Origin of the sequence: Microbacterium sp. LMI13-1-1.1 (genome assembly GCF_040815625.1) — a bacterium.
In the GTDB taxonomy this organism is placed as follows: Bacteria; Actinomycetota; Actinomycetes; order Actinomycetales; family Microbacteriaceae; genus Microbacterium; species Microbacterium forte.
Window position 1 is genome coordinate 387,710 of the sequence record NZ_JBFPNL010000006.1, and the last position, 15,875, is coordinate 403,584.

Here is a 15,875-nt window from a genome sequence, read left to right on the forward strand (position 1 = left end):
CGCGCCGACTGATCACCGCGAACTCGATCTCGCTGGCCACAGCATCCACTGCGGCCGGCGTCTGGTCCTGAGGCTTTACGGGATCAGCACGATCTTGCCCGAGGCGGCGCCGGACTCCATGAGCTCATGGGCCTGCGCCGCCTCGGCGAGCGGCAGCTCGGGTCCGAGCTCGATGACGAAGTCGCCGGCCGCCAGCAGCTCGACGGTCGCGCCCAGCGCCTCGGCCCGCCACGCGAGCTCCTGCTCGGAGAGCGGGGTGGGGGAGCCGCCGGAGAAGGCGCGGATGCCGAACGACGCGGCATCCGGGCCGCGCACGATCGTCGCGATGCGGTCGCGGTCTGCGACGAGCTCGAGCGAGGCGTCGATCGCCTCGTCGGTGCCTGCGCAGTCGAGGACGACGGTCACGCCGTCCGGAGCGGCCTCGCGCACTCGTTCGAGCAGCCCGTCCCCGTAGGCGACGGGTGTGGCGCCGAGTTCGCGCAGCTGATCGTGTCGAGCAGGGCTGGCGGTGGCGATCACGGTGGCGCCCCAGGCGACGGCGAACTGCACGGCCGCCTGGCCGACCGAGCCGGAGCCGCCGTGCACGAGCAGCACGTCGCCTTCCGCGAGCCCGAGCGAGCGGAGGGCCTGGTAGGCGGTGCCGGCCGGGATGCCGATGCCGGCGCCCTCGGCCGCGGTGACCGCATCGGGCAGCGCCACCATCTTCTCGACCGGCACGGCGAGCAGGCTCGCGTAGGTGCCGAGGGTGTCGCGGATGGCCACGCGGTCGCCCACGGCGAAGCCGTCGACGTCGTCGCCGAGCGACTCGATCACCCCGGCGCCGTCGAAGCCGACGGCGCGGGGCTCGGTGATCGGCGGCGATGGCCGCTTCGCGCTGCGCAGCTTGGCGTCGATCGGGTTGGCCCCTGCCGCTTCGATGCGCACCACGGCCTCGCCGTCGAGCGCGATCGGATCGGGGACCTCGATCAGGTGCAGCACATCAGGGGAACCGAACTCTGTGTAGACGATCGCGCGAGCCATGCCCTCAGGCTACCCCCGGGATGCCAGCACCTTCATGATGCGCTGCGGCGAGACGGGCTGGGCAGTGCCGAGCCGCTGCGCGAACACGCTCACGCGATACTCCTCGAGCAGCCAGCGGGTCTCGACGAGCGCAGCGGGGGCTCCGGGCTCGAGCGGGATCGTCCCACCGGCATCCTCGAACACCTTCGCCATGCGCTCGAACTCGCTCATGCGGGTGCGGTCCTTGCCCGGTTCGTTCGCCAGGGTCTTCAGCCGGTCGAGCATCCCGTCGAGGTACCGGGGGAAGTGCGCGAGGCGATCGACGCCCGCGGCAGAGACGAAGCCCGGGTGCAGGAGGCCGGAGAGCTGCGTGCGGATGTCGTTGAGCGGCCCGAGCAGAGCGAGCGAGTTCTGCGACCTGATGCCGCGCTCGACGTCACGCGCCTTCGTGAGGATGCGGGCGACGAGCGAGACGCAGGCGAACAGCTCGTCGACGAGGGAGGCCGAGACGGCGTCGCGCACGCGCTCGAAATCGACCTGGGTGCGCACGATCCCGCCGGGAGCCTCGCGGTCGATCAGCTTCTGCACCACGGCGGCACGGCAGTCCTCGATGAGGGCCGCCGCGGACTGATACGGCGACGCGGCGAGCGCGAGCTTCTCCTGGCTGGTGAGGTGCTGCTGCACATACGACGAGGGCGAGGGCACGCCGAGCAGCACCAGTCGCCGCACGCCGGCGCGAGTGGCCGTGATCGCAGCGTCGGCTGTCGATTCCACGCGCACCGAGACGGTCTTGCCCTGATCGACGATCGCCGGATAGCCGCGGACGACACCGCCGGCGACGCGGGTGTCGAGCACCTCGGGGAGCTCGCCGAACGTCCAGGATGTCAGGCCGTCCTGTTCGATCGATGCGGCAGCGGCCACGGGCCGCGGGCCGTTCGACGGCCCCGGTCGGCGAGGCGGGGCTGCGATCGACCGGGCCACGCTGCTGCGGGCCCGATCGGCGAGCTCCGCCTGCAGGGTGCTGAGGTCGCGGTTCGATCCGGCGACGCGTCCGCGCTCGTCGACGGCGCGGAAGTTCATGCGCAGGTGCCCGGGCACACGGTCGTCCTCGAAGTCGGCAGCCGACACGAGCTGATTCGCGAGGGGCTGGATGAGGCGTGCGAGCGCCTCTTTCAGCGTGCGGTTCGGGAGGCCGCCGTGCGACTCGGGCCCGTCTCCGGCGAGCTCGACCCCGAACTTGTCGGCCCAGTCGGCGGCGGGCACCACATGGCGGCGGATCGCCTTCGGCAGCGCGCGGAGCAGTCCGGTGACGAGTTCCGCTCGCAGGCCGGGTACCTGCCAGTCGAACCCGCGATCCTCGATCTGCGCGAGAAGGGGGAGCGGGATCACGACGCTGACGCCGTCGTCCGCGGCTCCCGGTTCGAAGCGGTAGGCGAGTCCGAGCACCTGATCGCCCTGGGTCCATCGGGTGGGGAACTCGCTCTGATCCGCTCTGCTCTCGTCGTCGAGCAGGTCCGCCTCGCGCATCACGAGCAGCTTCGGTGTGGCGGCCAGGGTCTCGCGCCACCACTTCTCGAACGAGCGCACGTCGAAGACGTCGGCAGGGATGCGCTCGTCGTAGAAGCGGAAGACCGCCTCGTCGCCGGCGAGGATGTCGCGGCGGCGTTCGCGCTCCTCGAGCTTCTCGAGGCGCTTGCGCAGCTCGGCGTTGCTGCGCCAGAACGCGCTGACCCGCTTGTCGATGCGGGTCGGGTCCCACTCGCCCTCGACGAGCGCATGCCGCACGAACATCTCGCGCGAGGCTGCGCGGTCGATGCGGGCGAACTGCACGCGACGGCGGGGGATGATCTCGACCCCGAACAGCGTCACCTTCTCGTAGGCGACAGCGGCCCCCGCATCCTTCGACCAGTGCGGCTCGGTGATCTGGCGCTTCGCGAGGTCGCCCGCGAGCGCCTCGGCCCAGGCGGGATCGATCGCGGCGACCGTGCGGGCGTAGGTGCGTGAGGTCTCGACGATCTCGGCGGCCATGACCGCCTGCGGGGCCTTCTTGCGCAGCGCAGAGCCGGGGAAGATCGAGAAGCGGATGCCGCGGGCGCCGCGGTACTCCGCCATCCTCTTCTTCTTGGGATCGATGCCCTTGCCGGTGTTGCGCTCGTCGAGGATGCCGATCTGGGACAGCAGACCCGCGAGCAGGGCGCGGTGGATCGCCTCCGGATCCGCGCTTCCCGAGCGCCCTGAGTCCTTGTCCTTCACCAGCGACCGCAGCTGTCGGTGCACGTCGAACCACTCGCGCACGCGGACGTAGTTGAGGTGCTCCGACCGGCAGAGTCGACGGAAGGCGCTCGAGCCGAGTTCGCGCTGCTGCTCTCTGAGGTGGTTCCAGAGGTTCAGGATCGAGAGGAAGTCGCTCGTCGGGTCGGCGAATCGCGCGTGCATCCGGTCGGCCTCGTCGCGCACGCTCTGGGGCGCCTCCTGCGACGGACGCTCGCGCACGTCCTGGATCGACATGCCGGCGACGATCGCGAGCACGTCGCGCGTGACATCCGCCCCGCCGGGGCGGCCGGCCTCGATGAGCATGCGGGCGAAGCGGGGGTCGATCGGGATGCGCGAGATGTCCCGGCCGATGCGGGTGAGGCGGGGGCTGTCGCCGCTTCCTGTCACGGCGCCGAGTTCGGTGAGCAGATCGACGGCGGCCTTCACGCCGCGGGAGTCCGGCGGAGTGAGGAACGGGAATGCCGTGATGTCGCCGAACCCGAGCGACAGCATCTGCAGGATGACCGAGGCGAGCGACGTGCGCAGGATCTCGGGCTCCGTGAACTCCGCCCGACTCTCGAAGTCCTCTTCGCTGTAGAGGCGGATCGCGATGCCGTCGCTCGTGCGCCCGGCACGGCCGGAGCGCTGGTTCGCGGACGCCTGCGAGATCGCCTCGATCGGCAGCCGCTGCACCTTCGACCGGTTGCTGTAGCGCGAGATGCGCGCGGTGCCGGTGTCGATCACATAGCGGATGCCGGGAACCGTGAGGCTGGTCTCGGCGACGTTCGTGGCGAGCACGACGCGGCGCCGCACCCCGGCGACGCGGCTCTTCTCGAACACCCGGTGCTGCTCGGCGGCCGACAACCGGCCGTACAGCGGCAGCACCTCGGTGGGGGAGCGGTCCTTCGAATAGGCGCCGCGCACGGCATCCGCCGCGTCCCTGATCTCGGCCTCGCCTGGCAGGAACACGAGCACATCGCCCGGTTCCTCGCGGTCGAGCTCGCGCAGCGCGGCGACGATCGCGGTGACCTCGTCGGCCTCCTCGGCGTTCTCCGTCTCGTCCGTCTGGGCCCGATAGCGGATCTCGACGGGGAAGGTGCGTCCCGACACCTCGATGACCGGCGCAGGCACGCCGTCGGGCGAGGCGAAGTGCCGGGCGAAGCTCTCGGGATCGATCGTCGCCGAGGTGATGATCACCTTGAGATCGGGGCGCTCGGGGAGGATTCGCACGAGGTAGCCGAGCAGGAAGTCGACGTTGAGCGAGCGCTCGTGCGCCTCGTCGATGATGATCGTGTCGTAGCGACGCAGCAGCCTGTCGCGGTGGATCTCGTTGAGCAGGATGCCGTCGGTCATCAGCGCGATGCGCGTCTCGTCCGACACCTTGTCGGTGAAGCGCACCTTGTAACCGACGAGGGTGCCGAGCTCGACCTGCAGCTCCTCAGCGACGCGTTCGGCGATCGTGCGGGCGGCCAGTCGACGGGGCTGCGTGTGTGCGATGCGCTCGCGCCCGAGGTCGAGGCAGATCTTCGGAAGCTGAGTCGTCTTGCCCGACCCGGTGGCTCCGGCGACGATGACCACCTGGTTGTCGCGGATGGCGTCGGCGATCTCGTCCCGCGCAGCGCTGACGGGCAGCTCGGGAGGATAGAAGATCACGGGGGAAGGCATAGAACTCCCATCGTACGATTCATCCGTGAGCACTGTGTCGAAGCCCCTTCCTGCAACGCGGTGGTTTCGTGAGTTCGGGCGGCCCCCGCGCATCCTCGGCCTCGATGTCGCCCGAGGCCTCGCGATCCTCGGCATGGCCGGCGCGCACATCGGCGAGACCGAGGCGTTCGATCCGTTCGACCTGTCGACGTGGACCGACCTGGTGCACGGGCGCTCGTCGATCCTGTTCGCGGTGCTCGCCGGAATCTCGATCGCCTTGATGACCGGGCGCAGCGCGCTGCCGGACCCCGAGCGGATGCCGAGCATCCGCCTGCAGCTCGTCGGTCGCGGAGCGGTGATCTTCCTGATCGGTCTGGCGCTCGAGATGCTGAACACGCCGATCGCGGTGATCCTCACCCTTTACGGCCTTCTCTACGTGGCCGTCATCCCGTTCCTCCGGTGGCAGCCCTGGAAGCTGCTGATCGCCGCCGGCATCCTGGCGCTCGCGGCGCCGGCCGTACTCGCGCTGCTGGCCGCCCTCACGCTGTACCCCACCGGAGCGGGCATCAGCCTCGTGCTCTACGGCTCGTATCCGATCACGGCGTGGCTCGCGTTCGTCTTCGCCGGCATGGCTCTCGGGCGCCTGCACGTCGAGAAGCTCGAGACCGCGGCGATCACGTTCGGCGTCGGCGTGGGGCTCATGCTCGTCGGCTATGGGCTCGGCCTCGTCGGGGGTGTCACCGGCATCAGATCCTCCTCGTGGATGACAGGCGGAGAGGGCGCCGCAGGATGGAGCACCTACCCCGATGCGCTGGCCGCGGCGGACCCGGCTGGGGCCGTCATCCGGGCGATCTCCGCCGTAGATCCGCACTCCGGCGGAACGGCCGAGATCCTGGGGTCCGGCGGGTTCGCCCTGTCGGTCATCGCGCTGTGCGTGCTGCTCAGCGGACCGCTGCGCGCGGTGCTGCTTCCGCTGGGGGCGTTGGGATCGATGCCGCTGTCGGCTTACAGCGTGCACGTCGCGTCGGTCGCGCTGATCGCAGGACCCGGCGGCTTCTTCTCGAGCAACGCGTTCTGGGCCGCCACCGCGATCGTGCTCCTTCTCGCCACGACGCTGTGGTCGATCCTGTTCGGGCGAGGGCCGCTCGAACGACTCGTCGGCTGGGCTGCGACGAGGATGGCCGCGGTTCCCCCGGGGCCACCTGTCATCACAGGTCGTAGGGTGGGACCATGACGATTCCTGCACTCGAACTGAACGACGGCCATTCCATCCCGCAGCTCGGCTACGGGGTGTTCAAGGTTCCGGCCGACGAGACCGAGCGCGCCGTGAGCGAGGCGCTCGAGATCGGCTACCGCCACATCGACACGGCCGCCATCTACGGCAACGAAGAGGGCGTCGGCGCGGCCATCGCCGCATCCGGCATCGCCCGCGACGAGCTGTTCATCACCACGAAGCTCTGGAACGACCGGCACCACGGCGAGGAGCCGCGTGCGGCGATCGGCGAGAGCCTCGAGAAGCTCGGTCTGGATGCGGTCGACCTCTACCTCGTGCACTGGCCCACCCCGGCCAAGGACGACTACGTGCACGCGTTCGCCAAGCTCATCGAGCTGCGCGACGCCGGCCTCACGCGCAGCATCGGCGTCTCGAACTTCCTGGTGCCGCACCTCGAGCGCGTCGTGGCCGAGACCGGCGTCACCCCGGCGGTCAACCAGATCGAACTGCACCCCGCCTACCAGCAGCGCGACGTCGTGGACTGGGCGACCGAGCACGGCATCCGCATCGAATCGTGGGGGCCGCTCGGCCAGGGCAAGTACGACCTGTTCGGCACGCCGGCGATCGCCGAGGCTGCAGCGGCGCACGGCGTCACCCCCGCCCAGGCCGTGCTGCGCTGGCACCTGCAGAAGGGCTTCATCGTCTTCCCGAAGTCGGTGCGGGCAGAGCGTCTGCGCGAGAACCTCGACGTCTTCGGCTTCGAGCTGACCGACGCCGAGATCGCGAAGATCGACGCGCTCGACCCGCTCGACGGCTCGGGCCGCGTCGGCTCGCACCCCGACGACGTCAACTGAGGCGTCCCGTTTCGACAGATGACGCCCCGTGTCGCTTCGCGCGACACGGGGCGTCGTCGTGAGTAGCGTCAACGGCATGACTGCTCCCTACCGCGTCGTCGCCGTCTCCGGTTCTCTGCACGAGCCCAGCAAGACCACGGCCCTCATCCGTGCGATCGCGGGGGCGATCGCCGAGCGCGCCGAGGTCGAGATCGAGGTCATCGAGCTCACCGACATCGGTCCGTCGCTCGCGGGGGCGCTTCGTCGCGACCAGCTGCCGGCGAGCGTCGAGGAGAAGCTCGTGGCCATCGAGGCGTCAGACCTGCTGATCGTGGGCAGCCCCGTCTACCGCGCGTCCTTCACCGGCCTGTTCAAGCATCTGTTCGACTTCGTCGGCCAGTACGAGCTCGTCGGCAAGCCGGTGCTGCTCGCGGCGACCGGAGGAGGAGAGCGCCACGCGCTGATCATCGAGCACCAGCTGCGGCCGCTGTTCGCCTTCTTCCAGGCGCTGACGCTGCCGCTCGGCGTCTACGCCAGCGACACCGACTTCGACGGCTACGTGATCGCATCCGACGTGCTCCGCGCACGGATCGAGCTCGCCGCAGACCGCGCGCTGCCTCTCGTCGGCTACGCCGCTTCCCGGCCCGTGGAGCTGCTCGTCTCCTGACCGTCTCGTCGAGGCCCGACCGGCGTAGCGTGGGGGTATGACGAACCGGCTCGCCGACACGCTCAGCCCCTACCTCCGTGCGCACGCGGACAACCCCGTCGACTGGTATCCCTGGGGGCCGGAGGCCTTCGCCGAAGCGCAGCGGCGCGACGTGCCGCTGCTGATCTCCATCGGCTATTCGACATGCCATTGGTGCCACGTGATGGCGAGGGAGTCGTTCGCCGACCCGCACACGGCCGCCCTGATCAACCGCGACTTCGTGGCGATCAAGGTCGACCGCGAGGAGCACCCCGACGTCGACGGTGCCTACATGGCCGCAGCGTCGGCGTTCACGCAGAACCTGGGGTGGCCGCTGACGGTGTTCACGACTCCGCGGGGCCGCACGTTCTATGCAGGCACCTACTGGCCGCCCGAGGCGCGACAGCCCCTGCCCGCGTTCCGCGACGTCCTCGCGGCCGTGAACGAGGCCTGGACCCTGCGCCGGGTGCAGGCCGAGGAGTCGGCGGATGCCGTGACCGATGCGCTCGCCAGAGCGGGGGCCGCCGTGCCCTCGGATCTGCCTGACGCCGCGGCGCTCGCCGGGGCGGCCGAGGCCATCGCTGCACGCGAGGATCGGCAGTTCGGCGGATTCGGCGGCGCCCCGAAGTTCCCCGTCGCGACGACCCTGGGCCTGCTGCAGACGCCGCTGGTGCGGCGGGAGGCTCCGGATGCCGCGGCCGCGGCCGATCGGGCGCTCGCCGCGATGTCGGCATCCGATCTGCGCGATGCCGACGGCGGTTTCTTCCGCTACGCGACGCAACGCGACTGGACCGTGCCGCATTACGAGCGGATGCTGACCGACAACGCCCAGCTGCTGCTCGTGGCACTGGATGCGGGGGACGAGTCGACCGCGCGCGGTATCGCGGACTTCCTCGTGGGCACTCTGCGCCGCGAGGGCGGCGGTTTCGGCGCCGCTCAGGATTCGGAGTCGTGGATCGACGGTCAGCGCAGCGAGGGCGGGTACTACCTGCGACCGGTGACCGAACGGGCGGGACTCGAGCCCCCGGCTGTCGACGGCAAGGTCATCACGGGCTGGAACGGGCTCGCCGTCGGGGCGCTGGCGCGCGCCGGGTCGAGGCTCGGCGAGCCCACCTGGGTCGCCGAGGCGGAGGATGCCGCGGCATACGTGCTGCGGGTGAACCGCGACAGGGCGGGCGCTCTGGTGCGCGCGTCTCTCGACGGCGTCGCGTCGCAGGCCGTCGCGACCGCCGCTGATGTCGCGCTGCTCGCCGACGGGCTGTTCTCGCTCGCCGCCGCGACCGGCGATCCTCGGTGGGCCGTCGAGGGGCGCGACCTGCTCGATGTGGTCCTCTCCGGCATCCAGGGCGATCCGCTGCTCGCTGAGCACGGCATCGCGGCCGCGCCCGATCAGACCGACGGAGACCTGCCTTCGGATGCGGCCGCGGTCGCCGCCGCATCGCTCACGGCCTGGCGGCTCGGTGCAGGGGACCGCTATCGCGAAGCCGCGGCAGCGCGAGTGCGCGAGCACGCCGGCTCGGCGATCGGTCAGCCGTTCGCTCACGGCAGTCTGCTGCGGGTCGCCGCGGGGCTCGTCGATGCCCCCAGGCAGGTCGTCGTCGTCACCGAGGCGCCGCAGGGTGCCCTCGCGTCCGCCGCTCGTCGGGCAGACGCCGATGTCGTCGCGATCGTCACCCCGGAGCAGGCGGGGGCATTCGCGGACGCCGGCTTCGAGCTGTTCGAGGGCAAGGGGAGTCCGGGCGAGCAGGCGTTCGACTGCCGATCGTTCGTGTGCCGGCTCCCCGTGAGCGATCCCGCCGAGCTTCCTCTCGCGCGGTGAGCACTCAGCGAGCGTTGCGCGGGTGTTCCCGCGCGGTGCGCTCGGTGCCGCGGCGGTAGTTCCCGGTCAGCCGGGCCATCAGCAGTTGCGCATCGCCCTGATCCACCTGAGCGAGGAACCCGCTCGCCGTGGCTCCGCGCAGCACGGTCGCCGTGACCCCGTGGTGACGGATCACGACGTCATCGCCACGCACCGTGAACTCGAAACCTGAGGGGCTGCCCATGCTGTGATCGTAGCCCGCCCGCCGCGCCGCGTATGACTGTGCAGTCTGCTCGCCGGTTCCGCGATTCCACCCCGCCAGTTGCGCGTGTTGCGCACCGGATGCTGCACCGATTGCCCACCTCTCATCATCCGGTCTAGTGTTGCGCGACAGCAGGCGCCGCCCGGACGCCACCGCATCTCAGCAAGGACGCTCAGACGATGACTCTTCCCACCCGTGCCGGACTCGACGCCGTGCCTGCCTACCGCCAGGGGCGTTCCGCCCCGGCCGGTGCCTCGAAGCTCTCCTCCAACGAGTCTCCGCACCCGCCGCTCCCGTCCGTCGTCGTGGCGGTGCAGCAGCGCCTCGCGACCATCCATCGCTATCCCGACATGAGCGCCGCCGCTCTGCGCGAGCGCCTGGCGGAGCGATACGGCGTCGAGCCGGCGGCCGTCACCGTGGGTGCCGGGTCCGTCGAGATCGCCTCTCAGCTCATCCACGCCGTGGCCGGTGAGGGAGACGAGGTCATGTTCGCGTGGCGGTCGTTCGAGGCCTACCCGTCACTCGTGCGCATCGCCGGAGCGACTCCTGTCGCCGTGCCGCTGAACGCCGAGCATGCCCACGATCTCGACGCCATGCTCGCCGCGATCACCCCGCGCACGAGGCTGATCTTCGTGTGCAACCCGAACAACCCGACCGGAACGGTCGTCGGAGCGGCAGAGCTGGAGGCATTCGTCGCGGCGGTGCCCCGCGACGTGCTCGTCGTGATCGACGAGGCCTATGTGCACTTCGACCGCACGGGGTCGCACGGGGCAGGCGTCGAGCTCTTCCACCGTCATCCGCACGTCGCGGTGCTGCACACCTTCTCGAAGGCGTACGGCCTCGCCGGTCTGCGCATCGGCTACGCGCTCTCGCCGCTCGCGGTGGCCGACAGCCAGCGCAAGGTCGCCGTGCCGTTCGGGGTGACCGACCTCGCCCAGGCCGCGGCGCTCGCATCCCTCGATGCGGAGGACGAGCTCGCGGTGCGCATCGACGAGGTCGTCGCGCACCGCGATCGCCTGTGCGCGCTGCTCGTCGATGCCGGCTGGCCCGCCGTCACCTCGCAGGCGAACTTCGTCTGGGTCCCCGCGGGTGACCGCACCGACGAACTCGAGTCCCTGCTGAACGAGGGCGGGGTGATCACGCGGGTCTTCGCCGGTGAGGGGATCCGCATCTCATCGGGTTCAATGGAGGACATAGACCGGGTGCAGTCAGCGCTCCAGGCTGAGACCGCACTGCAGGAGGCACGCGCATGACCGAGGTTCCGACCACGACGACCACGACGAAAGGTCTGCACCCCGGGCTGACCCGCCGGCAGATCTCGATGATGGGACTCGGCGGCGCGATCGGCGCCGGGCTGTTCGTGGGTTCGGGCCAGGCGATCAGCATCGCCGGCCCCGCTGTGCTGATCTCGTACCTCGTCGCGGGTGGCATCGTGGTGCTGATCATGGCGATGCTCGCCGAGATGGTCGCCGCCCGACCGAGCTCCGGTGCCTTCAGCTCGTATGCGCAGAAGGCCATGGGACGCAGCGCCGGCAGCGCCGTCGGCTGGCTCTACTGGATCCAGCTCGTCGTGGTGATCGCGGCGGAGGCGACCGGAGCCGGAGGGATCATCTCTGCCTGGATCCCTGGCATCCCGGCCTGGGTGTGGGTGCTCGTCTTCGTGGTGGCACTGACCGCGGTGAACCTCTTCGGGGTGCGCAACTACGGCACGTTCGAGTTCTGGTTCGCCGCGATCAAGGTCGCCGCGATCATCGTGTTCCTCGTCGTCGGCGTGTGCGCCATCGTCGGCTTCATCCCCGGAGTGCCGGCGACCGGCATCGGCAACCTCGTCGACAACGGCGGGTTCGCGCCGAACGGGCTGACCGGCATCGCCGCCGCGCTGCTGATCGTGGTCTTCGCGTTCGGCGGCACGGAGGTCGTCGCGATCGCGGCTGCCGAGTCCGACGACCCCGCGCGCAACATCCGTCGGATCGTGCGCGAGGTGCTCGTGCGCATCCTGATCTTCTACGTCGGCTCGATCTTCGTCATCGTGTCGGTGCTGCCGTGGAACGACCCGGCCGTCAAGGACGGACCGTTCTCCGCCGTGCTCGATACCCTGCAGCTGCCCGGCGTCGGGCTCGTGATGGACCTCATCGTGGTGATCGCGCTGCTCTCGGCGATGAACGCGAACATCTACGGCGCATCGCGCATGGCCTATTCGCTCGGGGAGCGCGGTCTGGCTCCGCTCGCTGCGACCCGCACGACGTCGAAGGGCGTGCCGGTGGTCGCCGTGCTCGCCTCCGTCGCGTTCGGCTTCGTCACCGTGGGACTGAACTGGGCGTTCCCCGACGTGGTGCTCCCCGCGCTCCTCAACGTCGTCGGATCCACGCTGTTGGTCATCTGGACGGCGACCGCCGTGTCGCAGATCATCCTTCGCCGCCGTGCCGATCGGGCCGGGGAGGACATGCCGATGCGCATGTGGGGCTTCCCCTGGTTGTCGTGGCTGTGTCTGGCGCTCCTCGCCGGTGTCATCGCGCTCACGATGATCGACGGCGCCGCGCGCGTGCAGCTGCTGCTCACCATCGGCCTGACCGTCGTGCTCCTGATCGTCGCGCGACTCACACGGAACGCCTCCCGCCCCGGTGTCACCAGCGAGCGCGACAGCGCGGTGGTGGACTGACCGTGCACATCGACCGCCTCGACGCCGAGCTCATCCGCATGCTCACCGAGTCGCCGCAGCTGCCGATCCTCGAGTGCGCGCGACGGCTGGGGGTCGCCAGGGGCACCGCGACCAGCCGTCTCGCGCGCCTGCATGAGGGCGGGGTGATCGAGGCGATCGTGCCACGCGTCGACCCCGCGGGCTTCGGCTACGGGGTCGTCGCGTTCTGCCTCGTCGAGATCGACCAGAAGGTGGGTCACGACGATGTCGCCACGGCGCTCGCCGATGCGGTGCCCGAGATCGTCGACATGCACACCGTGACCGGTGCGAGCGACATGCAGCTGCGACTCGTCGCTCGCGATGCGACCCAGCTGCAGGAGGTGCTCGACCGGGTGGCTCTCGTGCCGGGGGTCTCGCGCACGGCGTCATCGATCGCGATGCGCACCCACCTGTCAGGGCGCGTGCTGCCGCTGGTCGAGCACGTCGCCGGTGACGCCGGCTGACAGGTCAGATCCAGCCGGGCAGCCAGTTGTGGAGCAGCCAGAAGTCGTAGGGCACGCTCATGCCGGTCCACACCGGGTAGAAGAACACCGAGACGAGCAGCACCACGGCGAGGAAGATCATCACCGTGCGCTCGCCTGACTGGCGGCGATGCAGCGGATCGTCTCGTCGCCCCGCGATCTGACGCAGAGCGACGGCGAGCGCGATCACGAGGAACGGCGCCATGGCGACGGTGTAGAACTGGAAGATCGTGCGCTCGGGGAACAGCAGCCAGGGCACGTAGGTCGCCGCGAGCCCGACCAGCGGGAACGTGAACGCGGGGCCGACCGGCGTGCGTTCGATCCACCCGCGCACGAGTCGGTAGATCAGGTAGAGGGCGGCGGCGACACCGGCGTACCAGATGATCGGGTTGGGGATCGTCGAGATCACCGCGATGCAGTGGTCGACACCGCAGGGCCCCGGATCGCTGCCCACCCAGACCGCCGTGGGCCGCAGCAGGAGCGGCCACTCCCACGCAGGGCTCGCATAGGGGTGCCCCTTGCTGAGGCCGACGTGGAAGTTCAGGATCGCCTCGTGGTAGTTCCACAGTGCGATCAGCGGGTTCGGGTCACTCTGACGGGCATAGCCGCCGTCTGTGACGAGCCACCCCGTCCAGCTCACGAGGTAGGTGGCGAGCGCCGGCAGGACCAGCAGCACGAAGGAGACCGGCCCCTGACGGAACGCCGCCGCGGTCGGCCAGAGGACGACTCCGGCGCGGCGTCTCGCCAGAGCATCCGTCACCACCGTGTACAGGCCGAACGCCGCCAGTGCGTAGAGCCCCGACCACTTCACGGCGCAGGCAGCGCCGAGCGCGACACCCGCGGCGATCAGCCAGGGGCGCCGCCAGAGCACGGGGCCCCACATCGGCTCGGGGGAGTCGGGGGCGCTGCGTTCGAGCAGAGGTATCGATCGGTCGCGGTCGATCAGGATGAACAGCGCGCCGAGCATCAGGAAGAACGTCAGCGGGCCGTCGAGCAGCGCGGTGCGGCTCATCACGATGCTGAGGCCGTCGATGGCGAGCAGAGAGCCGGCGACGGTGGCCACGACGATCGAGCCGGTCAGTCTGCGGGCGACCAGGTAGGTCAGCAGCACGGTGGCCGCGCCGAGAAGAGCCGTGGCGATGCGCCAGCCCACTGTGTTGTCGGGGCCGCCGACGGCCATCCCCAGGGCGATGAGCCACTTGCCGAGGGGCGGATGCACGATGAACGCCCCTGCATCCGACAGCGGCAGCTGCTGCAGCGTGATGAACGCCTCGTTCGCGTCCTTGCCCCAGGTGCCCTCGTATCCCAGAGTCCAGAGCGACCAGGCGTCCTTGACGTAGTAGGTCTCGTCGAACGCGAGCTGGTGCGGGTGCCCGAGGTTGACCAGGCGCAGCACCGCAGCCAGGGCGGTCACCACGAGAGGTGCGAACCAGCGCATCATGCGCCCCCAGTCGGGGTCCTGCAGCACGCGGTCGCGCAGTCGCTCGTAGCGCGTCGGTCGCTGCTCGGGGGGAGGCAGCAGGGGCAGGGGCGCGGTCACCGCACCAGCCTAGACACTTCGTCGATGGGGCCCGCATAAGCTGGGCGGGTGATCATCCTCGCCGCAACACCGATCGGAAACCTGGGGGATGTCTCGCGTCGCCTCGTCGAAGTGCTGGAGAACGCGGAGGTCATCGTCGCCGAGGACACCCGCACCACGCATAAGCTGATGCAGGCTCTGCAGATCGCGAACCGTCCGCGGCTGATCGCGCTGCACGATCACAACGAGAAGCAGAAGGCGGCAGAGCTCGCGACCCTCGCCATCGAGACCGACGTCGTCGTGGTGAGCGACGCGGGGATGCCGGCCATCAGCGATCCCGGCTACGGTCTCGTCGCCGAAGCCGTCGCGCAGGGCGTGACGGTCACGGCCATCCCCGGACCCAGTGCGGTGCTGATGGCCCTCTCGATCTCCGGGCTGCCGACCGATCGCTTCACCTTCGAGGGGTTCCTGCCCCGCAAGCCGGGGGAGCGGCGGTCGACCCTGCGGGCGCTCACCGCAGAGCCCCGCACCATGGTCTTCTTCGAATCCCCCGCCAGGCTGGCGTCGTCGCTCGCCGACATGGGCGCTGCGTTCGGTGCCGACCGCCGCATCGCCGTGTGCCGTGAGCTGACCAAGTTCTACGAGGAGGTACGTCGAGGCACCTCGGCCGAGCTCGTCGAGTGGGCCACGGCGGGGGTCAAGGGTGAGATCGTCGTCGTCGTCGAGGGGGCGCCGCATCGTGAGGCGTCTGCGGAAGACGCGCTCGCGCAGGTGCAGAGCCTCGTCGCATCCGGGGTGCGCCTGAAAGAGGCGTGCGCCGAGGTCGCCGCGGCCACCGGTCTGTCGTCGCGCGACCTGTATCAGGCAGCGCTCGCCGCCCGCAGCTGATGGTGCAGGGCACTGACGCCGCGATCGGCTCCGCCTACGACGCGAGGGCCGCGGAGTACGTCGAGCTGGCCGGCGCGATCGAACAGATGGATGCACGGGATGCGGCGGTCATCGCTGCCTGGCGTGACGCGACCCCTGGACGGCTGCTCGATGCCGGATGCGGACCCGGGCACTGGACCGAGTTCCTCGGCACGGGCGGGCGCGAGGCGCGGGGAGTCGACCTGTCGGCCGAGTTCATCGCGACCGCGCGGACACGGCACCCCGATGTCCCCTTCGATCTCGGGACGTTCCGCGACCTGCCGCTCGACGGCGGTTCCGTCGGCGGCATCCTCGCCTGGTACTCGCTGATCCACACGCCTCCGGCGGACCTGCCCGAGATCCTCGCCGAGTTCCGTCGCGTGCTGGTCCCCGGCGGCAGCATCCTCATCGGATTCTTCGACGGCGAGCCGCGCGAGTCGTTCGCGCACGCCGTCGCTCCGGCATTCTTCTGGTCTGCCGACGCGCTCGCGGAGCTTCTCACCGATGCAGGCTTCGAGGTCGTGTCCCGTGAGACCCGCAGCCGGGAGCAGGGCGAGATCAGCGCCAGGCCCCATGGCTCGCTCGTCGCGCGCCGACGGTGAGT

The 15,875-nt window shown here is 70.3% G+C and carries 13 protein-coding genes; 9 read left to right on the top strand and 4 right to left on the bottom strand.

Annotated features, from left to right (window positions below):
- Positions 1–75: 75 nt before the first annotated feature.
- Positions 76–1,020, bottom strand: coding sequence for a quinone oxidoreductase family protein (locus MRBLMI13_RS15325; RefSeq protein ID WP_367823403.1), 945 nt, complete (start codon positions 1,018–1,020; stop codon positions 76–78).
- A gap of 9 nt (positions 1,021–1,029) precedes the next feature.
- Positions 1,030–4,917 (bottom strand): ATP-dependent RNA helicase HrpA, encoded by a 3,888-nt coding sequence (hrpA, locus tag MRBLMI13_RS15330; RefSeq protein ID WP_367823401.1) that lies wholly within the window; start codon positions 4,915–4,917, stop codon positions 1,030–1,032.
- Positions 4,918–4,942: 25 nt separating this feature from the next.
- On the opposite strand from hrpA, the gene MRBLMI13_RS15335 reads away from it, so the two are divergent.
- The 4 genes from MRBLMI13_RS15335 (at position 4,943) to MRBLMI13_RS15350 (ending at position 9,446) form a co-directional block, all read left to right on the top strand.
- Entirely contained in the window at positions 4,943–6,130 is a 1,188-nt protein-coding gene (locus MRBLMI13_RS15335; protein ID WP_367823399.1) for a heparan-alpha-glucosaminide N-acetyltransferase domain-containing protein, read from the top strand.
- Positions 6,127–6,963, top strand: coding sequence for an aldo/keto reductase (locus MRBLMI13_RS15340; RefSeq protein WP_042537356.1), 837 nt, complete (start codon positions 6,127–6,129; stop codon positions 6,961–6,963). Before MRBLMI13_RS15335 ends, MRBLMI13_RS15340 begins: the two co-directional genes overlap by 4 nt.
- Positions 6,964–7,039: 76 nt before the next feature.
- Positions 7,040–7,609, top strand: coding sequence for an FMN reductase (msuE, locus tag MRBLMI13_RS15345; protein WP_042537450.1), 570 nt, complete (start codon positions 7,040–7,042; stop codon positions 7,607–7,609).
- Positions 7,610–7,646: 37 nt separating this feature from the next.
- Positions 7,647–9,446 (top strand): thioredoxin domain-containing protein, encoded by a 1,800-nt coding sequence (locus tag MRBLMI13_RS15350; protein WP_367823397.1) that lies wholly within the window; start codon positions 7,647–7,649, stop codon positions 9,444–9,446.
- A gap of 4 nt (positions 9,447–9,450) precedes the next feature.
- Here the strand turns inward: MRBLMI13_RS15350 and MRBLMI13_RS15355 are convergent, their stop codons facing one another.
- A complete protein-coding gene (locus tag MRBLMI13_RS15355; RefSeq protein ID WP_367823395.1) occupies positions 9,451–9,669 on the bottom strand; it encodes a hypothetical protein in 219 nt (72 codons plus the stop codon).
- 197 nt (positions 9,670–9,866) lie between these two features.
- Between MRBLMI13_RS15355 and hisC the strand changes: the two genes are divergently transcribed.
- From hisC to MRBLMI13_RS15370, 3 genes are read left to right on the top strand one after another with little or no spacing between them, the layout of a single operon-like run.
- Entirely contained in the window at positions 9,867–10,940 is a 1,074-nt protein-coding gene (gene hisC, locus MRBLMI13_RS15360; protein ID WP_367823393.1) for a histidinol-phosphate transaminase, read from the top strand.
- Positions 10,937–12,346, top strand: a complete 1,410-nt coding sequence (locus MRBLMI13_RS15365; RefSeq protein ID WP_367823391.1) for an amino acid permease — start codon at positions 10,937–10,939, stop codon at positions 12,344–12,346. Before hisC ends, MRBLMI13_RS15365 begins: the two co-directional genes overlap by 4 nt.
- A 2-nt stretch (positions 12,347–12,348) precedes the next feature.
- Positions 12,349–12,828, top strand: a complete 480-nt coding sequence (locus MRBLMI13_RS15370) for an Lrp/AsnC family transcriptional regulator (RefSeq protein WP_042537365.1) — start codon at positions 12,349–12,351, stop codon at positions 12,826–12,828.
- A 4-nt stretch (positions 12,829–12,832) separates the two neighbouring features.
- Here MRBLMI13_RS15370 and MRBLMI13_RS15375 read toward each other — a convergent pair whose 3' ends face one another.
- Positions 12,833–14,386, bottom strand: coding sequence for a dolichyl-phosphate-mannose--protein mannosyltransferase (locus tag MRBLMI13_RS15375; RefSeq protein ID WP_367823389.1), 1,554 nt, complete (start codon positions 14,384–14,386; stop codon positions 12,833–12,835).
- A 48-nt stretch (positions 14,387–14,434) separates the two neighbouring features.
- On the opposite strand from MRBLMI13_RS15375, the gene rsmI reads away from it, so the two are divergent.
- On the top strand, positions 14,435–15,253 hold the full coding sequence (gene rsmI, locus MRBLMI13_RS15380; RefSeq protein ID WP_367823387.1) for a 16S rRNA (cytidine(1402)-2'-O)-methyltransferase: 819 nt from the start codon (positions 14,435–14,437) through the stop codon (positions 15,251–15,253).
- A complete protein-coding gene (locus tag MRBLMI13_RS15385; protein ID WP_367823385.1) occupies positions 15,253–15,873 on the top strand; it encodes a class I SAM-dependent DNA methyltransferase in 621 nt (206 codons plus the stop codon). Before rsmI ends, MRBLMI13_RS15385 begins: the two co-directional genes overlap by 1 nt.
- Positions 15,874–15,875: the final 2 nt, after the last annotated feature.